The organism is Aliihoeflea sp. PC F10.4, from assembly GCF_054612275.1.
The window spans coordinates 2,493,666-2,515,679 of sequence record NZ_JBTSWH010000001.1; the positions used below are offsets into that span (position 1 = coordinate 2,493,666).

Annotated in this window: 20 protein-coding genes and 1 pseudogene; 12 read left to right on the forward strand and 9 right to left on the reverse strand. The window is 60.7% G+C overall.

Annotated features, from left to right (window positions below):
* Positions 1-96: 96 nt before the first annotated feature.
* From ACX82Z_RS12630 to ACX82Z_RS12650, 5 genes are all read right to left on the reverse strand, one after another.
* Positions 97-1,050, reverse strand: coding sequence for a 2-hydroxyacid dehydrogenase (locus ACX82Z_RS12630; protein WP_459589249.1), 954 nt, complete (start codon positions 1,048-1,050; stop codon positions 97-99).
* Positions 1,047-1,706 carry an RraA family protein gene (locus ACX82Z_RS12635; RefSeq protein WP_459589250.1) on the reverse strand — a complete coding sequence of 220 codons (660 nt, stop codon included), beginning with the start codon at positions 1,704-1,706 and terminating at the stop codon, positions 1,047-1,049. Before ACX82Z_RS12635 ends, ACX82Z_RS12630 begins: the two co-directional genes overlap by 4 nt.
* A 90-nt stretch (positions 1,707-1,796) precedes the next feature.
* Positions 1,797-2,771, reverse strand: coding sequence for a Bug family tripartite tricarboxylate transporter substrate binding protein (locus ACX82Z_RS12640; protein ID WP_459589252.1), 975 nt, complete (start codon positions 2,769-2,771; stop codon positions 1,797-1,799).
* A gap of 49 nt (positions 2,772-2,820) precedes the next feature.
* Entirely contained in the window at positions 2,821-3,849 is a 1,029-nt protein-coding gene (locus ACX82Z_RS12645) for an NAD-dependent epimerase/dehydratase family protein (protein WP_459589254.1), read from the reverse strand.
* A gap of 47 nt (positions 3,850-3,896) precedes the next feature.
* Positions 3,897-5,324, reverse strand: coding sequence for an aldehyde dehydrogenase (locus ACX82Z_RS12650; RefSeq protein WP_459589256.1), 1,428 nt, complete (start codon positions 5,322-5,324; stop codon positions 3,897-3,899).
* An 87-nt stretch (positions 5,325-5,411) separates the two neighbouring features.
* On the opposite strand from ACX82Z_RS12650, the gene ACX82Z_RS12655 reads away from it, so the two are divergent.
* The 3 genes from ACX82Z_RS12655 (at position 5,412) to ACX82Z_RS12665 (ending at position 8,057) form a co-directional block, all read left to right on the forward strand.
* Positions 5,412-6,323 (forward strand): LysR family transcriptional regulator, encoded by a 912-nt coding sequence (locus tag ACX82Z_RS12655; RefSeq protein ID WP_459589258.1) that lies wholly within the window; start codon positions 5,412-5,414, stop codon positions 6,321-6,323.
* 168 nt (positions 6,324-6,491) lie between these two features.
* The gene (locus tag ACX82Z_RS12660) at positions 6,492-7,547 is read left to right on the forward strand and encodes an alpha/beta fold hydrolase (protein WP_459589260.1); all 1,056 of its coding nucleotides are present in this window, start codon (positions 6,492-6,494) and stop codon (positions 7,545-7,547) included.
* 90 nt (positions 7,548-7,637) lie between these two features.
* Entirely contained in the window at positions 7,638-8,057 is a 420-nt protein-coding gene (locus ACX82Z_RS12665) for an ester cyclase (protein WP_459589262.1), read from the forward strand.
* A 236-nt stretch (positions 8,058-8,293) separates the two neighbouring features.
* On the opposite strand, the gene ACX82Z_RS12670 is transcribed toward ACX82Z_RS12665, so the two are convergent.
* The 3 genes from ACX82Z_RS12670 to ACX82Z_RS12680 form a co-directional block, all read right to left on the reverse strand.
* Entirely contained in the window at positions 8,294-8,593 is a 300-nt protein-coding gene (locus tag ACX82Z_RS12670) for a carotenoid oxygenase family protein (RefSeq protein WP_459911734.1), read from the reverse strand.
* A complete protein-coding gene (locus ACX82Z_RS12675; RefSeq protein WP_459589264.1) occupies positions 8,587-8,883 on the reverse strand; it encodes a hypothetical protein in 297 nt (98 codons plus the stop codon). Before ACX82Z_RS12675 ends, ACX82Z_RS12670 begins: the two co-directional genes overlap by 7 nt.
* A 208-nt stretch (positions 8,884-9,091) precedes the next feature.
* Positions 9,092-9,958: a helix-turn-helix transcriptional regulator gene (locus tag ACX82Z_RS12680; RefSeq protein ID WP_459589266.1), complete on the reverse strand. Its 867-nt coding sequence runs from the start codon at positions 9,956-9,958 to the stop codon at positions 9,092-9,094.
* A 128-nt stretch (positions 9,959-10,086) separates the two neighbouring features.
* Here ACX82Z_RS12680 and ACX82Z_RS12685 point away from each other — a divergent pair, with 128 nt between their 5' ends.
* The 7 genes and pseudogenes from ACX82Z_RS12685 to ACX82Z_RS12715 all read left to right on the forward strand — a co-directional run bounded on the left by ACX82Z_RS12685 (position 10,087) and on the right by ACX82Z_RS12715 (position 18,226).
* Complete coding sequence (locus ACX82Z_RS12685; protein WP_459911736.1) at positions 10,087-11,535, forward strand: aldehyde dehydrogenase; 1,449 nt, start codon at positions 10,087-10,089, stop codon at positions 11,533-11,535.
* A gap of 50 nt (positions 11,536-11,585) precedes the next feature.
* On the forward strand, positions 11,586-12,782 hold the full coding sequence (locus ACX82Z_RS12690) for an amino acid ABC transporter substrate-binding protein (protein WP_459589268.1): 1,197 nt from the start codon (positions 11,586-11,588) through the stop codon (positions 12,780-12,782).
* A gap of 63 nt (positions 12,783-12,845) precedes the next feature.
* Positions 12,846-13,712, forward strand: a complete 867-nt coding sequence (locus ACX82Z_RS12695) for a branched-chain amino acid ABC transporter permease (RefSeq protein ID WP_459589270.1) — start codon at positions 12,846-12,848, stop codon at positions 13,710-13,712.
* Positions 13,709-14,671, forward strand: a complete 963-nt coding sequence (locus tag ACX82Z_RS12700) for a branched-chain amino acid ABC transporter permease (RefSeq protein ID WP_459589272.1) — start codon at positions 13,709-13,711, stop codon at positions 14,669-14,671. The genes ACX82Z_RS12695 and ACX82Z_RS12700 overlap by 4 nt, the downstream gene beginning before the upstream one ends.
* Positions 14,668-15,399, forward strand: coding sequence for an ABC transporter ATP-binding protein (locus ACX82Z_RS12705; RefSeq protein WP_459589274.1), 732 nt, complete (start codon positions 14,668-14,670; stop codon positions 15,397-15,399). Before ACX82Z_RS12700 ends, ACX82Z_RS12705 begins: the two co-directional genes overlap by 4 nt.
* A pseudogene (locus ACX82Z_RS12710) lies at positions 15,392-16,096 on the forward strand (ABC transporter ATP-binding protein); the annotation flags it as partial. The gene ACX82Z_RS12705 and the pseudogene ACX82Z_RS12710, both read left to right, overlap by 8 nt.
* 669 nt (positions 16,097-16,765) lie before the next feature.
* Positions 16,766-18,226: an aldehyde dehydrogenase family protein gene (locus tag ACX82Z_RS12715; protein ID WP_459589275.1), complete on the forward strand. Its 1,461-nt coding sequence runs from the start codon at positions 16,766-16,768 to the stop codon at positions 18,224-18,226.
* Between the two features lie 46 nt (positions 18,227-18,272).
* On the opposite strand, the gene ACX82Z_RS12720 is transcribed toward ACX82Z_RS12715, so the two are convergent.
* Positions 18,273-19,010 carry an IclR family transcriptional regulator gene (locus ACX82Z_RS12720; protein ID WP_459589277.1) on the reverse strand — a complete coding sequence of 246 codons (738 nt, stop codon included), beginning with the start codon at positions 19,008-19,010 and terminating at the stop codon, positions 18,273-18,275.
* Between the two features lie 215 nt (positions 19,011-19,225).
* Between ACX82Z_RS12720 and ACX82Z_RS12725 the strand changes: the two genes are divergently transcribed.
* Together ACX82Z_RS12725 and ACX82Z_RS12730 are read left to right on the forward strand one after the other, a co-directional pair.
* Positions 19,226-20,914 (forward strand): thiamine pyrophosphate-requiring protein, encoded by a 1,689-nt coding sequence (locus ACX82Z_RS12725; protein WP_459911738.1) that lies wholly within the window; start codon positions 19,226-19,228, stop codon positions 20,912-20,914.
* A 68-nt stretch (positions 20,915-20,982) separates the two neighbouring features.
* The gene (locus ACX82Z_RS12730; RefSeq protein ID WP_459589279.1) at positions 20,983-21,984 is read left to right on the forward strand and encodes a TRAP transporter substrate-binding protein; all 1,002 of its coding nucleotides are present in this window, start codon (positions 20,983-20,985) and stop codon (positions 21,982-21,984) included.
* The last annotated feature ends 30 nt before the right edge of the window (positions 21,985-22,014 follow it).

Below are 22,014 nucleotides of genomic sequence, written 5' to 3' on the forward strand. Positions count from 1 at the left end.
CGGACGAGGTTAAAAAATGCATCCGGCCAAAATAGCGCTATTCAGTTGTCCGCCGGCCAAAAGCGCTTCAACGTTTTTACGAACGCTGAAGCCTTGTTACACTTCAGTTCGAAGCCTCCCGAACTCAAAAAAGTCTCGAGCGTTGTCTAGAACAAGTTGTTCCATTGCCAAACGGGTATCGATTGTCGCACTGCCAATGTGCGGCGTCAGCACAACGCGATCTGTTACAGTGGGAAATGGATGGTGCGGGAACGGTTCTCTGTCCAGAACATCAAGCCCTGCCCCCGCAAGCTTTCCATGAACGAGCGCGTGTTCAAGTGCGGCCTGATCGACGACGCTTCCGCGCGCGATATTTACGAGTATGCCGGATGGTCCAAGTGCATCGATGACTTCGCGGTCAACGAGGTTGCGCGTCTGTGCGTTGGCGGGGACGGCAATCACAAGGAAATCGGCCCAACGCGCAAGGGCTACAAGATCGCTCTCGAGCGCATAGCCGACATCCGGCAGCGCGCGTCGGCTGTGGTAACGGATATCCATGGAAAACCCGCTGCCGCGCTTGGCTATTGCCTTGCCGATCCGCCCGAGACCCAAAATTCCAAGCCGCTTGCCGGAGACGCGTATAGCCAAAGGGAACTCGCCCAGTTGCTTCCACCGTCCATCCTTGACGTATTTGTCAGCCATCGCGACTCGGCGGGCCGTTGCCAGCATCAATGCCCAAGCTAGGTCTCCAACGCACTCATCGAGAACATCCGGCGTATTGGAAATTCGCACGCCCGCCGCCCGGGCAGCTGCAATATCGAGCGTATCGTAGCCGACACCCCAGCTGCAGACTGCCTGCAAACCTGGCAATGCAGACAGGTCTGATGCGCTCAGACCGCGGCGCACCGTTGTCACTGCCAGCCGTGACTCACGAAGGTGCCACATTTCGCAGTGGTCCCGCTTCGCTTCAGTGAACAATTGGACGACCGGAAACTCGCGCGCGAGCTGCGCATCGAATTCCGGCGAGATTGACGCCAGCTGAACGATCCCACCTCGACTGGAACCCTTCATCGAGGGATGTAGCCGGCAGCAGCTGCCGCGTCGGCAAATGACAACCCGTCTGCAATTCCCTTCTCGACCTGACGATCAGTCTCCAGTGCCGCACGAGCGGCAGCCAAAACCTCTTCCATACGCGCGCGCGGTACGACGACGATGCCGGTTTCATCGCCCACGACGAGATCGCCTTCTCGGACGGAAATGCCGCCAAGCGTGACCGGTTGCCCCATAGCCGCAAGCTTCAGCCTGCGCTTTCCGGTTCGGGGCGTGACATGTCGGCTGGCAAGCCAAAGGCTTGTTTCCTCGATCTCGTCCAGGTCGCGGCAGGCACCATCAATGAGAACCGCAGTTGCACCGCGCGCTGCGGCTGCACCGGATGCAATGCCGCCGAAGGTCGAGATGTCCGCGCCCCCTGCATCAACCACGAGCACCCTCCCCGGCCCCGTCGCATCGACAAGCCTGCCAACCGTGAAATCCGCAGATGCGAAATCGTCCTTCCGACCGACTATGTGGCGGGCCGTGACGGCAAACGCTGCAAAGCGCCCGGTCCCACCCCGCTTCACGATTCCTTCGACGACGCCATCGATGTCGAGTCCATCAAGTGCGTCGGACCAGGTGCTGGTCGCAATCTTTTCGCAATCGGCGAGGAACTGCACATCAGTGAGATTCATTATAACATGCCTAGATCATATGGGTGTTGCGTCGAGCCGGCCGGCCCCGAATAAAAGGCCGGCCGGCTTTTCCACTATGAGAGCCGGAATCTATTCGAGCGTCGTTCCGGAGAACTCCACCGCTTCGGCCCACCGCGCGCTCTCATTGACCATGAATTCGGAGAACACTTCGGGAGACGTGTTGTCGACGATGCCGCCCATGTCCAGAAGCGTCTGCGTCCGCCCCGGATCGGCGATCACGGCATTCACGTTGGTGACGATCTTCTGTATCACCTCCTGCGGAACGCCAGCGGGAGCCAGCAATCCGAACCAGGTCGCAGCTTCGAAATCGGGCATGCCGGCTTCGGCGAAGGTCGGAACGTTCGGTATCGCATCGATGCGATCGGAATGCGCTACCGCGATAGCCTGCAACTGGCCCGACTTGATGTAGGGAAGAGCGGCAGACAGTGTCACGAATGCCGTATCGGCTTCGCCGCCGAGAAGAGCGGGGATCATCTGCGCATCGCCATTATATGGCACATGCAGAAACGTCGTGTCGGTCAGCGCCTGAAACAGTTCGCCGGTCAGATGCTGCGGACCGCCGATGCCCGGCGAGGCGAAGATCAGACCCTCGGCCTGAGCAGCGGCCAGTTCCTTGAAGCCCTCAAGGTCAGTTACCTCGACCTGCGGTGCGACCATGAGAACGAGTGGTATCGTCGATGTCAGCGTGATCGCCTGAAAATCTTCCAGCGGATCGTAAGCCAAATTGGGATAGACACTGCTGCTGATCGTATGCGCCGCAGTCGTCATCAGCAACGTGTGTCCATCAGCTTCCGAGCTGGCAACGTAACGCGCACCGACGGTGGTAGCCGCACCGGGCCGGTTTTCCACGACGACCGGATGGGGCCAGCCGCTGAGCCCCTCGGCTATGATGCGCGCGATCACGTCGGTCGCCCCACCGGCCGCATAAGGCACCACGATCGAAACCGTCTGCTCCGGATAATCCAACTCGGACGCGGCCGCCGGTCCAGAAAATGCGAAAATACCCGCCGTCGCTGCGATTACCAATCTGCTTAGTCGAACCATTTGTTCCTCCCTGGCTCATTGATGTAAATCGGTGGAGTTCAGTCGCGAATTATCTTTCGTTGGCTGCGGCGTTCGCCTCTCGCCAGGCAAGAAGGCGCTCAATTCCTTGCTTCATCTGGACTTGCGGGTGCCAGCCGATGACGTCCCGCGCCTTGTCATTCGGGATATGAAACGCGCCGCCGGACGTCAGCCTGACAGTGCCGGGCTCGTCGAACTTCGTCTGCGGAACGAGGTCGCTGCCGCAATAATCGAGCACAAGCTGCATCAATTCACGCACGGTGATCGCCGATGGCCCGGATACGTTCACCGCGACATCGGTAGCTGCGGTGCGCAACGCGGCCAGATTGGCGCGCGCCACATCTGAAACATGCACGAAATGCTTCGTTTCGGATCCGTCACCCGGCATGACCGGCGCTTCGCCACGACGAACTGCGTCATATGTATCCATGATGTAAAGTGCGTTGGCAGCGCGGTAATGCTGCCGTTCGCCATAAACAGTGGAATAGCGCAACACCACGTAATCCAGACCGAACTGCTGGTGCGCGGCGCGACACAGTTGTTCGCCCATAACCTTCGAGGCACCGTACAGGATGCCTGATGCCGACCCGCCCTTCGAATGGAACGGCAGATCCTCGTGCAACGCGCCCTTGATGCCGTCGCCGTATCCATAAACGGCATTGGAGGATGCGAAGACCAGCTTGCGAACCTCGTTGACGCGGCAGGCTTCGAGCAAATTCTGGACACCGCGCAGATTGACGTCGATCGCCTGCCAGGGGGTCTGTGAAAAGCCGAGAGACATATAGGCGGCCAGGTGAATGACCGCATCCACCTGTTCGGTCGCCTTGATGACGCCGGGCAAGTGCATCAGATCGCCCTTGACGACCGTGACGCGCGGATCATCTACAAGATGGGCAACGGCGTCGAGCGAGCCGAACGCCAGATTGTCGAACAGAACGACCTCGCCGACGCCTTCCTCCAAAAGCAAGCTGGCGGTATGCGAACCGACGAGGCTGGCCGCGCCGGTGATGAGGATGCGGGACTTGCTCAGATCGCCCAGTTCGATGCCGCGATTGGTCATTGAATTTCCTATGCTTGGTGCCAAAGGTGATCGGGAATGGGGTGGCGTCACAAGGCCATCGGCGCTGTGTGCATACCCCAGTAGATGCTCTTCACCTGGGTGTAGAGCCGAAGACCGTGAAGGCCCTTTTCGCGTCCGATTCCGCTTGATTTGAACCCACCGAATGGCGTGGCGATGTGGGACTGCTTATAGGTATTAATCCAGACGGACCCGGCTTCCAGTTCGCGGGCAACGCGCCAAGCGCGCTCGTAACGATTGGTCCAAATACCCGCGCCGAGCCCGAACTCCGTGTCGTTGCCCTGTTCGATCACGTCCGCCTCGTCATCGAACGGAAGCGCGATGATCACGGGACCGAATATCTCTTCCTGGCAAACCCTAGCCTTATTGGTCAGACCGTCTATGACGGTCGGATCATAGAACCAACCGTTCTGGAATGCCGCGCCTGCGGTGGGTTGGCCGCCGGTACGGATCGTGCCGCCTTCGGCACGCGCGATATCCACATAGGAGGCGACGCGCTCGCGATGCGCCTTCGATATCAGCGGTCCCATCTGAGTGGAGACGTCGTCGGGAAGGCCGACCCGCAGCGAGCGGGCTACATCCACCAGGGCGTCAAGAAAGCGGGGATAGATCGACTTTTGAACGAACAGCCGGGAGCCTGCAACGCAGCTCTGACCGGCCGAGCCGAATATGCCAGACGCTACGCCCGCAACGGCGCGATCGAAATCGGCATCGTCAAAAACGATGTGCGGCGACTTTCCACCAAGCTCCAGGGCCACGGGAACGATGCGCCGCCCCGCGGCAGCGCCGATGGTGCGGCCGGTTTCCGTACCACCGGTAAAGGAAATCATCCGCACGCCCGGATGCGCCACGAGAGCGGCACCAACATCTTCACCATAACCCGGCAAGGCGATCACCATCCCCTCGGGAATCCCCGCTTCGCGGCAGATGCGCTCCAGTTCGAGTGCCAGTTGCGGCGTTTCCTCGGATGGCTTGACGATGACCGCGTTGCCTGCCGCCAGGGCGGGCGCAACCTTCTGCGCCTCGTTCATGATCGGGGAGTTCCACGGGGTGATGGTTGCCACGACGCCATAAGGTTCGCCGACCGCCATGGAAAAATATTCGCCGCGTGGCGAGGTCATTTCATTCTGCCAGGTCTCGCAAACGGCAGCGTAATAGCGGAAGTGGCCCGACGCACTATCGACCATGTTGAGGCATTCCTTGTACGGCTTGCCACTGTCGGCCATCTGGCGTTGGGCCAATGTCTGGCGCTCCGCCTGAAGGCGCGCGCTTACATCGTAAAGAAACGAGGCACGCTGATCCGGGCGCAACGAACGCCATGAGCCGGACCTGTAAGCCTGCCATGCGCGCGCGACCGCACTGTCAACATCAGCCACGGTGGCGCGACGAACCTTTCCGGCGATACTGGCATCAGCCGGGTTGATGGAGACGAGCATATCGTCCACGGGCGCGGGCATTCTTTCCTCCGTATTTGCGACTTTCCACCTGACTTATCCACGGAGAAAAAATAGGACAAATAAATATTTGATGTTTATAATTAGTCTATGACTATAAATATAAAATATCGCCCGCTCAAAGCCTTCCTACTGGCTGCCGAGACCGGTTCGTTCACCCTCGCCGCAGAGCGTCTCGGCGTTAGCCAGCCATCGCTGACTACGCTGATTAAGGACCTTGAGGATACGCTCGGCCTGCGACTTCTAGAACGCACGACACGCAGTCTTGCGGTGACAGCGGCAGGTCACGAACTGCTTGCTCGCATCGAACGCCCCGTTGCCGATCTGGAAGAAGCCTATCGAGCTATGGCGGATCTTTCGGAAGTACGTCGCGGAGCAATTGTGATGGGGGCGTTGCCGTCGGCGTCACAAACGCTGGTACCTTCAATACTCGGCAAACTTCGGAGAAAGCATTCCAACATCGAAATTCGCGTTGTAGAGGCCCATAATGATGTGCTGATCACAATGCTGCGTACCAACCAGATCGAGTTCGCTATAGGCGCCCTCACGGAAAGCGTGAAAAATTTAGCGTTCAGGCCGCTGTTTCAGGATGTCTTCTGCGCCGTCTATCGCCCCGATGACCCGATCGCCTCCGTCGAGCCGCTACACTGGCGAGACCTTCTCGTTCACGATCTAATCCTTCTCTCCCAAGGGTCGAGTGCACGCGCACAGTTCGAACAGGCCGTGGCGGGCACAAATGTCCGAGAAGGTCTGCGTTATGACGTCACCCACATGACGACTGCCGTAAAATTGGTGCGCGAAGGATTGGGAATAACGGTGGTTCCAAGCCTCGCCCTGCCTGCGATTCAACTCGAAGGGTTGTGTTCACGGCGTTTGAGCGACAAGTCAGCCTATCGTCCTATTGGCCTTCTTCACAGACATGATCGCCACCTCTCGCCTGCCGCCGAACTCTTCGCAACTGTGCTGGAAAGACATATACCCGCGAACGGCCTGTTGGAATGAGCCAACATCTCACAGGCCAATCCCGTGATTGGCGAACCAACACTCCTTGAAGGCCGGCGATGTGCCAGATCGATCGGGCGCAAGGTAGTCGTTTTGCGTTTTAGATCCGACGGCTTATGCTTAGCCCTGAGCTGATGATGTCGAGAGGGAATGGCTATGCAAGCCCGCATGTTCACTACATCCGCGATTGCCACCATTGCAGTTGTCATCAGCAGTGTAATCGCTTTGGCGCAAAATGGGAGTGATCGGCCGAAACCCGACACGATCGAGTTCCAGGACGATTTTGATCACATCGGCGCGGAAGTCCATTCGCTCGACCACGAAGGCAGGACGATCTACTACATCGACGAAGGCGAACCCGGCGACAAGGTCGTTGTCTTCATCGGCGGTGCCGGCACGAGCCTCGAGGCTTTCCAGTTGACCGAGTTTGCGCGCACAACACGCCACCAGCTCGGACTCCGTGTCATTTCAATCGAGCGCAACGGATTCGGAGAAGCCGAGTTCGATCCTAATCTCGGCTATGGCGACTACAATGATGAAATCCTGGCGGTCCTCGACCACCTCAACATCGAAGACTTCTCCGTCATGGCGATCTCAGGTGGCGGTGCCTATGCGGCGCAACTGACCGCGGCGGCGGCGGATCGCATGCAGTCGCTGCATGTGGCGGTGGCCGTATCCTGGACGTTGCCGACACGCGATGAGCGGGACTGTTCGGCAACGATGGAAACGCTCAACACAGACAACGAGAAATGGACCCACAATCCCAAGGACTGGTGGGGTGTGCCCGGCTCGCCGGTTCTCGTCGTGCCTGGCTGGCAGGCAGCCGCATATGGCGATGCTACGCGTTCGTTCTTCGTTACCGGCCAACTCGGCGACCCGTCAGCGCTCAGCCACGAGCAGATGCTGCCATGCTCGGATGATGCTGTCGTCGATCTCGGCAGCACTGATGTCCCGACATATCTCTATTGGGGTGCCGACGACACGTCGGTTCCGGTGGATGTCATGCAGCACTGGAAAGACGCGCTCCCCAACATCGAGAAGGAAGTTATCTATCCTGACGAAGGCCACACGATTCAGTATCGGCATTGGGATCAAATTCTTGTCGATATGGCGGGCTATAGTGACCACACAGTTGTTTGCGTCGATGGCGAAACCCGGCTGGTGCCGAATGAAGAGGCGGTAGACGCGTTTCTCGGCTTGTGTGCGTGGCAACGCGGCACATAGGCCGGTCCCGGCGGGACGTGAACGTTCGCGCGCTCTGTGACACGTTTCTATGTCTACTTTCGGGTTCGCTCGCTCGCAAAAACCCAAACGATGCCGAGTCCGAAGTGGAGCGAATTATGGGCCGTCGAACTAGCTGGCCTGTATCGATCTTACATTGCCTGCCTGAATTCAAAGGCATGGAGCGAGGTTGGCAATTTCGTCGACAGCGAGATCACACATAACGGCCGACCGCTCGGTGTCGAGGGCTACCGCGACATGCTCATCGCAGACTACGAGGCGATCCCCGATCTTCGTTTCAACATCGATCTGCTGGTTACCGACGCGCGGCGGGTGGCAGTGCGTCTGCTGTTCGACTGCACGCCGAAGGGTGAGTTTCTTGGCCTTCCCGTCCACGGCCGGCGTGTGACGTTCGCCGAACATGCATTCTACGCATATAGCAATGACAAGATCGTATCGGTCAGGTCGATCATCGATAAAGGAGCGATCGAGGCACAGATCACCAACGCCTGACACGCAAAAAGCTCGCGCAACCGGGCCACGACGAAGTTTGTGCATGGCAGGTAACGATAAAATCGGCCGGCTCGCGCCGCCTTTAAAGATCGAACCGGGCCGATCGGATGTCCCCGTTCCATTGCGGCCAGTCTTCGATATCGACGTGGAGTCGCCATACCTTCGTCAACGGGCCCGGATTCTTCTTTCGTGACAGGAAACGATTGGAGCCGAATGGTCGACTGTGTTGATCGCAGTCATAGGCCCAGCACCTTGTCGTCGATCCAGCTGCCATGCACGCCAGCGGGAATCCATCCGGGGATTTCGACAATCGCCGTCGGCTCCGCCCTGATATTCGTTGCGTCGAATATGTGCAGGGAGCCGCGCTTCGACTTGAGATCGCCGACATAGGAGAACAGCCATCCGTCATCTTCGGCTGTCCCTTGCGGATCCGGCACAAACCAGGGCTCTTCAGGCATCTGGCCTTCGGGGAATTCGCGAATGTCGACGGCTCCCGTCTTGCCATCGTATTTGACAAGCGCGTTGCGCTTCAGAATTCCATTCGGAAACGCCGATGCATAGGTGTAGCGATTTTGCGCCCAAGCAGGCTTTGGTTGATCGTGGGAAAATCGGCAGAGATGTCACTACGGATTTCCGGCTTTGCTGTGCCTGCTTCCGGATCGATGTGCCAGCGCGCGAACTTGTCGCCCTCGACGATATAGTGCCCATGCCCTGGCATCGACATCAGCAAGCGATCTCCATTGAAGGAGGCCGACAGCGCATCGCAACCCGCTATGACGGATGCACTCACACCTTTTTCTCGGCCATATGCATCGGCCGCCATCATCTTCTGTATCTGATCAATGGGTCCTGAGCCTAGTCGCGTCCTCACCAGCCAGAAACCGATTTCCGCCGCGACTGGGGGCCGAGAATGGCTTGTCTGTATGGGATAGCGCTTTAGGAAAAACCGCTGTTCCACTCGACACCCCCGGTAAGGAATAGAAATCGAACTTCGCTTTAGCGCTCTTCCGACTTCTAACCGGAGTTAACCTTCGCTAAGGCCATTCGGCAAAGCTCGGCGCGACAGGCTGGCGATGATTGCGTCGGGCCTCCAGCACGGCCTTACGGTAGATGCCTGGGCGGGTACCGATCACGCGTTTGAAGAAGTTGGAAAAATGTGCCGGGTCGCTGAAGCCGAGCGAGTCCGCCAGTTGCTGGATCGTCAGCGAAGAGCGTTCCAGACGCATCACCGCTTCGCTTGCCAGTCGCTCCGAGATCAGCGCCTTTGGCGATTTTCCCACGCTTTGCGAACAGACTGCATGAAGCCGGTCGGTGGAAATTCCAAGAGCGTCGGCATAGCGCGCCACCGTCCAGTGATCACGGAAGCGCATTTCGACGAGTTGGCGAAACCGTTGAAGAAGGCTGGTTTGTACCCCTGCGGTTGAGTGTTCGAGGTCACCGCCGGAAATGCGCAGGAGCGAGACCAGAATGATGCGCAGGAGCGCGGAGAGGATCAGCCCCGAACCCGGCTGCGGATCGCGCCGCTCGCTTGCCACGCCGGTCAGGCAGCGCTCGAGCGCGCCCGTTGCGTCGTCAAATTCCGAAAGCGAAAGCGTAAAATCTCGGTCGATCAGATGACGCAAGGCGGCCGATTCCGGATTGTCGCCGACTGCGTCGAGGAGGATGCGATCGCCGACCCGTGCACGAAAGCCTGTCGAGCCCGCCTCCATGCGCAATCGGCTGACGTCCGAGCGACCTATCCAAGCCAGCGCGGGGGCGGCCAGGGACAAACGTTGCCCCGCCGCGTCGACCTCGCCTACGCCGTCAGTCAGCAGGAAAAATTGTCGGCTGCGCTCCGATCGGGCGGCGGCGTAGGTCCAGTAGCGTGCATGAAGCCCGCATTCGATCTGTTCGACGTCCATCCAATCCGCTCCTGCCCAGATTTTTACAATAGAACGCCAGATTTCTTCATATCAAGTGCTTGGGTTTTGGGGTTCCCTTGAACGCTTAATGGTGCGCAAGGGCTGAGGAGAGCCCGCACCGGGGAGGAATAGTGACAAAGGCATTGCGCCAGAACGCGCAAGACGCGGTGCGAAACGGCCCGGTTCTGGAACGGGTCAGTCCGGTATCCGGGCTGGTTGTTACGCGCGTGCGTGCATCAGGCATTGCCGATGCCCGCCAGGCCGCAAACCGGGCCGCCGCCGCTTTTCCGAAATGGTCGCAAACCAGCCCGTCGGACCGTCGCGAAATTCTCTACAAAGCCGCGCAAATCCTGCTCGACCGCCGCGAGGAACTCGTCACGAAGATCTGCGAAGAGACCGGTGGAACGCGTGCATGGGGCGAGTTGAACTGCAAGCTCGGCGCTGCGATCCTGCGCGAGGCGGCGGCACTGACGACGCAGCTTTCCGGCGAGGTCATTCCAGCCGACCGGCCCGGCTCCCTGTCTCTTGCGGTTCGCCAGCCCTGCGGCGTCGTTCTGTCGCTTGCCCCCTGGAACGCGCCGATCGTCCTGTCCGTTCGCTCTTTGGCTACCCCCCTCGCCTGCGGCAACACCGTGGTTTTCAAGGCGTCCGAATTGTGTCCTGGAACGCACCAACTCGTCGGTGACATCTTTCAGGAAGCCGGCCTGCCGGATGGCGCAGTCGCAATCGTTCACAACGAGGAACACCATGCGTCCGAGATCGTCGAGGCGCTGATCGCCCATCCGGCCGTGCGCCGCGTCAATTTCACCGGCTCGACGCGCTCGGGACGGATCGTTGCCGAAATGGCCGCGCGGAATTTGAAAAAGGCGCTTCTCGAACTCGGCGGCAAGGCGCCGCTGATCGTTCTTGCGGACGCCGATCTTAACGAAGCGGTGCGTGCCGCCGCCTTCGGAGCCTTCTTCCATCAGGGTCAGCTTTGTATGTCGACGGAGCGCCTTTTGGTCGATGAGACTGTCGCCGACCTTTTCCTGGAAAAGCTGACAGCCGAGGTGCAGCGGCTCGGCTTCGGCGATCCAAACGATCCCGGAAACGCGATCGGCCCGATGATCAGCGAGCAGTCGGCGATGCGCGTCAAGGCGCTGGTCGACGACGCGGTCTCCAAGGGCGCACGCCTCGTCGCCGGCGGGACGCAGCAATCGGTCTGGATGGATGCCACCATCCTCGACGGCGTGCGGCCCGACATGCGCATCTATTACGAGGAAAGCTTCGGACCGGTCGCGTCCGTGATCCGGTTCAGCGATGTGGAAGAAGCGGTCTCGATCGCCAATGACACCGAATACGGGCTGACGGCCGCGGTTTTCAGCCGCGATGTGACCAAAGCGCTGGCGATCGCCCAGCAACTCGAAACGGGCATCTGCCACATCAATTCGGCAACCATCCACGACGAGCCGCAAATGCCGTTCGGCGGCGTCAAGTCATCGGGATACGGCCGCTTTGGCGGCCGGGCCGGCATCGACGAATTCACCGAACTGCGCTGGATCACGATCCAGAACGGCAGGCCGGACTATCCGATCTGAAAAGCGGCGCGGGAAGCGTCGAACTTACTGGCAACTGGGAGGAAACAGACATGATGAGACGTACATTCATGGCATTGGCGACGAGCGTCGCCGTTCTGGGACTGGGGGGAGCGGCGTTCGCTCAGGAGACGATCAAGATCGGCGCAAGCGCCCCGAAGACCGGGCCGCTTGCGGCCGGCGCGACCGTCAGCCACTGGCCGAATGTGCAGCTTTGGGTTCACGAGGTGAACGAGCGCGGCGGGCTTCAGGTCGGCGATCAGCAGATGAAGATCGAGCTGATCGAATATGACGACCGCACCTCGGCCGAAACGGCGGTTCAGAACATCCAGCGCCTTGCGACGGTCGATAATGTCGATTTCATCGTGACGCCCTATTCGACCGGCCTCAACGTTGCGACCGCACCGATCATCGCGCGCTACGGCTATCCGCACATCACGACGAGCGCCATCACCGACGGCGTCGAGGAATTCGCCGGGCGCTGGCCGAACTCCTTCTGGATGCTCGGCACGTCGCGCGAACTGGCCATCGGCGCTGCCGAAGCGCTGAAGAAGCTGCGCGATGCCGGCGAAATCGGAGACAAGGTCGCACTCGTCCACGTCGCCGACGCGTTCGGGCTGGAGCTTGCCGGCGCCGGCAAGCCTGCACTGGAGGAAGCCGGGTTCGAAATCGTATACGAGGCCTCCTATCCGCTCGGAACTCAGGACGTCGCGCCGATCATCAGTCAGGCCAAGGCAGCCGCGCCGGACGCCTTCGTCGGCTTCTCCTATCCGGGCGACACTTTCGCGCTGACCGAACAGGCCCAGATACAGGACCTCGACGTCGGCGCATTTTATGTCGGCGTCGGAACATCGTTCCCGGCATATGCGGGGCGCTTCGGCGCGACCGCCAACGGCATCCTTGGCGCGGGCGGCACCAACCCCGAAGACCCGAAAATCCAGGAATACCGCGCCAAGCATAAGGAAGTGACCGGCGCTGACGCCGATTACTGGGCGAGCGCGGTGACCTATTCGGGCCTTCAGGTTCTGGAACAGGCTATCGAAGCAGCAGGCACGAAGGATCGCGAGGCGGTCGTCGAGGCGATCAAAACCGGCACTTTCGATACGGTGATGGGCGAGGTGAAGTTCGAGAACAACGTCAACCGCAATCTGTGGACCGTCGGCCAGTGGAAGGACGGCACCTTCCACGGCGTTGCGGCCAACGGCATCGACGGCTCGATCGAGCCGGTCGCCAAGGAAGGCTGGCAGTAAGCCACGCGAAAACGATCACCCCGGCGCTGACGCCGGGGTGCCTTCGACCAAGGGTTTTCAGGAATGCAGATTATCGTCACGGGGATATTGCTGGGCGGCACCTATGCGCTGATCGCGCTTGGGTTGACGCTGCAATATGGCGTCGCGCGTATCATGAATCTCGCCAATGGCGAGACGTTCGTGGCCGCTTGCTTCATCGCCTTCTGGCTGTTTACCGCCATGCAGATCAACCCGCTCGTCGGGCTGGTCATCATCGCGCCAGCCGCCTTCGCCATCAACTGGGCGATCTATTCCGTTCTGCTGAAACCGCTGGTCGACAGGGCGAAGAACCGGGGCATGCTGGAAGTCGATTCCATTCTGGCGACATTCGGCCTGCTGTTCCTCCTGCAAGGATTGATGCTGCTGGCCTTTGGCGGCTCCTATTTCTCCTACACCTTCCTTGCCGAGCGGTTCATGATCCTCGGCAACCCGTTCGGCCTCAATCGCGTCGTCGCCTTCGCCGCCGCCGTGGTGATTGCCGCCGCGCTTTACTGGTTCCTCTATCGCACCCGGCAAGGAACGGCCGTGCGCGCCGTTGCCGTCGACCCGAACTCGGCCAAGCTGGTCGCCATCGACGTCGCCAGGACCGCCGCCTTCGCCTTCGCGCTCGGCGGCGCGCTGACCGCGTGCGGCGGAGCGCTGCTTTCCACCTTCTATACGTTCAACGCATCGATGGGCGTCGTCTTCACCATGAAGGCGCTGATCATCGTGATCATGGGCGGTGTCGGCGACGTGCGCGGCGCGGTTCTGGCGGCGCTGATCCTCGGAATTACAGAAACGGCGGTCGCGAGCCTTATCGATCCCGGCCTGACGATTGCGGCGACATACGCGCTGTTCATCATCGTGCTTCTGTTCCGTCCGCAAGGTATGTTCGGAAGGCAGACGACATGATGCGGCTCGACAATAACGAAATCCGCATCGGTCTTCTCGGCGCGCTCGCAGTCGCAGCGCTCACGACGCTGCCGCTTTTCAGTCAAGGCTACTATCTGTCGCTCGGCGTCAACCTGATGCTTTATGCGGCGCTGTGCACCGCATGGTCCCTGTTCTCCGGGCCGACGCATTACATTTCTCTGGCGACGGCGGCGTTCTTTGGTCTCGGCACCTATACGGTCGGGCTGTGGGTCGATTACGTTTCGTTCCCGCTTCTGGTGCTGGGCGGCGGGCTGGTCGCTGCCGGTCTTGCCGCACTTGTCGGCCTCGCCACGCTGCGCCTGTCAGGCGTTTATTTCGTCATCTTCACGCTGGGTCTTGCCGAACTCGTCCGGCAGGTCGTTTCATGGACGCAGACCAAGGTGTCGACCCGGATGGGTCTTTACGTCTTCACCGATTTCACCGAGGTTCATATCTACTGGATGCTGCTGGCGCTGACCGTCGCGGTGTTCATCACCGGTTGGCTGATCGGCCGCTCGCGGCTCGGTTTCGCAATGAAGATCATCGGCAATGACGAAACGGTTGCGCGCCATGTCGGCATCGATACGGCGCGGGCGAAAATCCTGCTGTTCATGATTTCGGGCGCCTTCATCGGCATCGCCGGCGCGATCTCCGCCCCGCGCTACGCCTATATCGAGCCGCCCTCCGCGTTCAATCCGATGATCTCGTTCCTCGTCGTGATCATGGCACTTCTGGGTGGCACGAAGCGCCTGTGGGGGCCACTGGTCGGGGTCATTCCCTTCACGATCCTCTTCGATCAGGTCTCGGCGCAGTTTCCAAATCACACGCCCATCGTCATGGGACTGGCCTTCCTCGCGATCGTCTATCTCCTGCCCGATGGCGTCACGGGGCGCTTGGAACGGCTTCGGGCGCGCATGAAGCAACCGCGCGCAACGGTGAGCGAGGAGAAACCGGCATGAGCGCCATTCTCTCGGTCGACCGCGCGCAGAAGAAGTTCGGCGGTCTTATCGCCGTGAACGATGTCTCCTTCGATGTGCGCGAGGGTGAGCTTCTCGGTCTGATCGGTCCGAACGGGTCGGGCAAGACCACTATGCTCAACCTGATCTCCGGCGCGCTGAAGCCGACCGCAGGCGAAATCCGGTTGAAAGGCGAACGCCTGTCAGGGCTCGCCGCGCATCATATCGCCCGGCAGGGCGTTGCGCGCACCTTCCAGCTGGTTCGAATCCTTCCGTCCATGACGGCGGAAGAGAATGTGATGGCAGGGGCGGTTTTCGCCCGCAACCGGCTGTGGGGATCGAACGCATATGCGCTTGCCCGTTCGCTTCTCGCGCGAGTTGGGCTGGAAGGCCGCGCCGACATGGCGGTTTCCGCCATGACCTATATCGACCAGAAGCGTATCGAGCTCGCCCGCGCGCTGGCGAGCGATCCGCGTGTCCTTTTGCTTGACGAATGGCTGGCCGGTCTGAACCCGACCGAACTCCAGATCGGCATTTCGCTGATCGACGATCTGCGCCGCGAGGGACGAACCATCATCATGGTGGAGCATGTGATGGATGCGATCCGAACACTGTGCGACCGATGCGTGGTGATGAACACCGGCACCAAGATCGCCGAGGGGGATGTTGCCGACGTTCTCGCCGATCCGCTGGTCGTCAGCGCATATCTGGGGGATGACGACGATGCTTGAGGTTCACGATCTCGGCGTCCGTTATGGCCGCCACATCGCGCTTCACGGCGTCTCTCTCAAGGTCGCAAAGGGCGAAATCTGCGTCATGCTGGGCGCAAACGGGGCTGGCAAGTCAAGCCTTTTGAAGGCGATTGCCGGCATGGTTGCGACAATGCCCGGCACGAAGGCGGTGATGAAAGGCAAGCCGATAACCGCTATGAAGGCGCACAAAATCGTCGAGGAAGGTATCGCGCTGGTGCCGGAGGGGCGCGGTATCTTCGGCGACCTTACCGTTGCCGAAAACCTCAGGCTTGGTGCGTTCGCGGCACGGGCGCGCGGCGACGAGGCGGCGACGCTCAAGCGCATCTACGAGTTGTTTCCACGTCTGGCTGAACGCAAAAGCCAGATGGCGCGCACCATGTCCGGCGGCGAGCAGCAGATGGTGGCGATCGGGCGTGCGTTGATGTCGAAGCCCGACATATTGATGCTGGACGAACCGTCACTTGGTCTTTCGCCGCTTTTGTCGAAGGAATTATTCAAGTCGCTGAAGACGGTGGCTGCCACGGGTGTCGGTATCCTTCTTGTCGAGCAGAATGCGCGGCTCAGCTTGAAGATCGCAGATCGCGGCTATCTGGTGGAGAACGGGCTGATCACGGGCGAAGGCAGCGCCGCCGATTTGCTGAACGACCCCGCCGTGGCGAACGCCTATCTGGGCGGCGGCAAACCCGACGGTGAAAAGCACACCGTCAGCCGCAGCATCGCACTGCCGCCGTTTCTCAGCTTGCCGTCGTCACTGGCAGGTATTGGAAAAATGGCCGGCGTTCTGGCGCGCCGCGCAGGTACGATCAGCCAGGCATTCGTGCGCCATCTGCGGCGCGAGATGCCGATGCCGAGCGCCTTCGTCGGCCGCTATGAACCGAAGGCCGGTCCCGATCCGTGGGAGGTCGCGGCCGCCGAACTCGCGCAGCCGAAACCTGTCGCGCACGATTTGCATCTTCTTTCGGATCAGGCAGGCGAGCTCGCACGCAGGGCGCATGATCGGCTGGCGTCGTACGTCGCGACGCAACGCCTGACGAGGCGACACGCATTTCCGGTTGCCGCCTTTAAAACGACCGAGCCGCAACCGCCGCGAAAGCCCAGCGGCATGCATGGCAAGGTCGGGCACAACAGCGCCGGTTACGATCTGGACGGAGAGGCAACAAAGCCACGCGTCGACTATCTCGACCTCGCCGCACGTGCCGCTTCCATTCAGGCGCGATACGTTGCCGACCGCCGGAAAACCCTCACCGCCTTCACGTTCTCGCCACAACCGGCGGTGACGCTGGAGGCATCCGTTTCCCCTGAGACGAAATCCCCCAAGAAGCGAAAAAAGCACAAGGAGGCTTAAATGGCTCGCGTTTTCGAAGGCATGTATATCGGTGGTGGCTGGTCCCCCACGAAGAAGACCTTCAAGGACCTGAATCCGTCAGATGGCTCCGTCTGGGCCGAGGTGCCGGATTCCGGCAAGGCTGAGACGACCGCCGCCATCGAGGCCGCGCACGCAGCATTTCCCGAATGGTCCAAGCTGCCCTTTTCCAAGCGGGCACACTATTTGCACAAGGCGGCAGAGATCTGGGAGCGCCGAAAGATGGAGATCATCGACGCGATCCAGGCCGAAGGCGGCGGCTGGTTCGGCAAGGGCATGTTCGAGACGGGCTACGTTCCCGAAGTCTTCCACGCAGCCGCCGCCTCCGTCTGGAACGCAACGGGCGAGGTCCTGCCGTCCGAATACGGCAAGGTCTCAATGGCAGTGCGCCGTCCGATGGGCGTCGTCTCCGTCATTTCGCCGTGGAACTTCCCGTGTATCCTGACTGCACGCGGCTTCCTCTTTCCGCTCGTCGCGGGCAACACAATCGTTCTCAAGCCGTCGGAGGAGACACCCTATCTCGGCGGCCTTCTGTTCGCTGAAATCTTCGAGGAAGCGGGACTGCCCAAGGGTGTCTTCAACGTCGTCACCTGCTCGCGCGAGAACGTGGCTGAAGTCGGCGACGAATTGATCGAGCATCCTTATGTGAAGGGTATCTCCTTCACCGGATCGACGGCAGTCGGTCGGCAGATCGCAGCGAAGGCAGGCGCGCATTTGAAGAAATGCTGTGTCGAGCTTGGCGGCAAGGATTCGCTCATCGTGCTCGAAGACGCCGAGATGGAGCGCGCCACGCAGGCGGCCAATTTCGGCTCGTTCATGCACCAGGGCCAGATTTGCATGTCGGTCGAGAAGGTGCTTGTCCACGAGAAGATTTTCGACGCCTTCCTCGCGAAGTTCGTCGAACGTGCAAAAAAGCTCAAGGTCGGCGATCCGACACAGAGCAAGGAGCACATCATCGGGCCGCTCATCAACGATAAGCAGGTCGCCAAGGTGAAGGAGCAGCTTGACGACGCCATCGCCAAGGGCGCGAAAGTGGTGCTCGGCGGCAAGATCGAGGGCCGCTTCGTCGAGCCGACGATCCTGACGGGCGTTACGCCCGACATGAAGCTCTATCAGGACGAGACCTTCGGTCCCGTCGTTCCGGTCATCCCGTTTCGCACCGACGACGAGGCCGTCGAGATCGCCAACGATACGGAATATGGCCTGTCGGCGGGCGTCATGACCCAGAACGAGGCGCGCGGCCTTGCCATCGTCAACAGTCTCGACACCGGCAACTGCCACATCAACTGCTCGTCGGTGAATGACGAACCGCATGTCCCGTTTGGCGGTTTCAAGGCCTCGGGCGTCGGCAAGCATGGCGGGCGCTGGTCGCTGGAAACGTTCACCGAAACCCGTTGGATCACGCTCGACCGCGGCGGCCGCCCCTACCCGCCGATGTTCTGATCGATCATGGAAAGGCCGGGTGCAAGCCCGGCCTTTTCGATCGCACTCACATATCGCCGTAAAGACGCCGCGACAGATCGGTTGCAGCTTCGCGCAACGCCGGGATGAAGCCATCCATCGTCTCGTCGCTCATGCGGTTCGACGCACCGAAGACGGACAAGCCGCAGATCATCTGGCCGGAGCGCGCCAGAACCGGCACCGCGACGCCGTGGATTTCGCTTTCACGCTCGCCGCGATTATAGGCAACACGCTCTCGCCGCACATCATCAAGTTCGGCCTCGAGCCTCGCACGCGTCCTTGCGGTTGCCGGTGTCATGTTCTTGAAGCCCGTCCGTTCGAAATAGCGGTCGAGGTCCGCCACACCCAGTTGTGAAAGCCACAATTTACCATGTGCCGTCGCATAGGCTTCGAGGCGCGAGCCCTTGCGCACATCTACGAAAAGCGGACGGTCGGCGACAGCCTTGGCGATACACACCGCCGCCTCGCCATCGAATATGGTCGCCATCGTCCCTTCGCCGAGGTTTCGTGTCAGCTTTTCCAGAACCGGCTGGACGGCACCGGCCAGACTGCCGGGATCAGCCGCGCGCTTGCCCAGATCGGCAATCGCGTAACCCAAGCGATAATTGCCGCGTGAAACCGCGACGAGCGCGCCGGTTCGCTCCAGCGTACGCAGGAAACGATGGGCGCTCACGGCATTCATGCCGAACCGCGCTGCGAGCGTCGACGCAGAGATTTCCTCGATCCCGTCGTTGAACAACGAGAGGATTTCGAATGCCCTGACCACGGAGTTGTTGATTTGACCGACCAATTCCTGCCGTCGCGGGTTGGGCGACGCCTTCAAGCTGAAAACTGACAATCGCAGATTGACAAGACACACGGCTACTGTCAATTTTTAGATATATCAATTACACATATAGTAATAATATGAATGCAGATGTCGTGCCCAGCTTCGAAAAAATTCCGCCTTCAACTCGGCAGGAGAAGGCGAATGTCGTGAAGATGACGGCCGGCGGCGCGTTGCTCGCGCGCCTGAAAGCGGTCGGCGTCGACTACATCTTCGCCAATTCCGGCACTGATTTCCCGCCCATCATCGAGGGCTTGTCAGAAGCCTCGGCAAAGAACATCGATCTGCCGCAGGCGCTGGTGATGCCTCACGAATCCGCGGCGATGGGCATGGCTCATGGCTACTATCTGGCGACACGCCGCGCACAAGCGGTGATGGCGCATACGAATGTCGGCCTTGCCAATTGTGCGATGGGCGCGATCAATGCCGCCGCCGAACAAATTCCCGTCTTGCTCTTTTCCGGCCGTACGCCCACCACCGAAGAGAAGCGACTTGGAACGCGCACTGTTCCGATCGGCTGGGGCCAGGAGATGCGAGACCAGACAGCTCTGGTGCGCGAGGCTTCCAAGTGGGATTACGAGTTACGCTTTCCCGAGCAGGTGCCGCAACTCGTCGACCGCGCCTATGCCATCGCCAATTCGACGCCGCCCGGCCCCGTCTATGTCAGCCTGCCGCGCGAGACGTTGTGCGAATCGATCGAGTTCAAGGATTTATCCGCGCCCGCAACGATGACTGCCGCGCGCGCGGCAGCGCATCCCGACAGTCTCGCGGCAGCCATCGAGCTGCTCGCGGCAGCCGAACGCCCAATGATCATCGCGCAGCGTGGCTGTGGTGACGCGAACGGTTTCGAGGCGCTGGCGAAACTGGCACAGGACTGGGCGATACCAGTCGTGCAATACTGGGCGATCCAGCTCGCGATTGCAGCCGATCATCCAATGTCGGCCGGAACCGATCCCGCGCCCTATATCAATGATGCGGACGTGATCCTCGTCATCGACAGCCTCGCGCCCTGGTCGCCGGACATTCACAAACTACGCGACGATGCAAAAGTCATACAGATCGGCCGTGACCCCCTATACGCCCGTTTTCCGATCCGCAATTTCGCCGCTCACGTTTCGATCCAGGGCGCTATCGAGGACATTCTCGGCGCGCTCCAGAAGGGGTTGGAGCAACATCGGGCGGACGCCTCACGTCGTATCGAGACGCGGCGCGCGCCGATCGCGCAGCAGGCGAGCGACCGCCGCCGCCGAGTGACCGTGCAGGCGCGCGGTGGCTCCGGAGAGCCGATGACGAAGGATTTCGTCAGCCTCACCTTGTCCGAAGCCCTGTGGGACCGGGACGCTGCTGTGCTTTCAGAGCTTGGATGTCCGCTGGAGCCGCTACAACTCAAGCGGCCGAACTCGTGGTATCAGGAGCCACATTCAGGCGGCCTCGGCTGGGCCTTTCCCGCTGCGCTCGGCATGTCGCTCGCCAATCGCGACCGGCTGACGATCGCTACCATGGGCGACGGTTCCTACCTCTTTTCCAACGCACCGGCCTGCCACCAGATCGCCGAAGCGCTCGACCTTCCGGTTCTGGTGCTCGTCCTGAACAACAGCGAATGGGGCGCCGTGCGCAATTCGGTCCTCGGCATCTATCCCGACGGCTACGCAGCCAAGAGCAATTCGATGCCGCTGACATCGCTCAACCCCACGCCGGACTTTACCAAGATCGCCGCTGCCAGCCGCGCCTGGACCGCAAGCGTGCGTGACGGGCGCGCATTGCCGCAAGTTTTGGCCGAGGCCATCCACCATATCGAGACGAAGCGAAGCCAGGCGCTCGTCGAGATCGCGATACGTGCCTGACCGAACGATCCAGACAGGATAACGGCGAAGCGGAGGACGATTGTTTCGCCACAATGAAAGGGAGAGAGATGAAGATCATTGCCAATGCCACCGCGCTGGTTCTTCTGGCCACCGCATCCGCCGCCGCACAGAATGTGGATCTGCGTTTTTCGACATGGCTGCCGCCAAAGCACGGGGTTCATGAGGGCCTTGAAAAATGGGCCGAGTCGATCCGCGAGCAGAGCGGCGGGACGATCGACGTGACGCTCTATCCGGCCGAACAGCTCGGTCGCGCCAACGATCACTACGATATGGCGCGCGACGGCATCGCCGATCTGTCTTTTCTGAACGTCGGCTATCAGGCAGGCCGCTTCCCGATCGCAGAGGCGATCCATCTGCCCTTCACCGTCTCAAGCGGCATCGGCGGCTCGACGGCGTTCGACAGTTGGTATCGTCCCTATGCCGAGACCGAAATGGCAGACGTGAAATTCTGCCTCGGATTCGTGCACGAGCCGGGATCTCTGCACGCCAAAACCGAAATCCGCACCCCAGATCAGATGCGCGGCCTCAACATCCGCTCCGCGCATGCGACGATGGCGAACTATGTCACCGCGCTCGGCGGTTCGAACGTGCGTGTTTCCGCTCCCGAAAGCCGCTCGGCGCTGGAATCAGGCGTCGCCGACGCCGTCACTTTCCCTTGGGAGTCCGCGATCATTTTCGGCCTCGACAACGTCGTGAGCTATTCGATGGAGGCACCACTCTACGTGTCTGGCTTCGTCTGGGTCATGAACCAGGGCACCTACGACGCCATGACGGACGACCAGAAAACTGTCATGGACGCGCATTGCTCGACCGAATGGGCAAGCGAGATCGCCTCGACATGGAGCGTGCACGAGAAGGCCGGGCATGAGGCGCTCGCATCGAAGGATGGTCATACCGTCTATGAGTTGACGCCCGACGAGACTGCGGCCTGGCGGAACGCCGCCGGTCCGCTGCGCGACACCTGGCTGGCTGCTGCCGGGCCGAACGGTGCGGAAGCTCTCGAAGCACTGGATGCGGCTCTCGTGTCAGAAGGCGCGAAGGTCGAGTAGCCTCAGGACGCCCTCCGCAGGGCCGGTCGC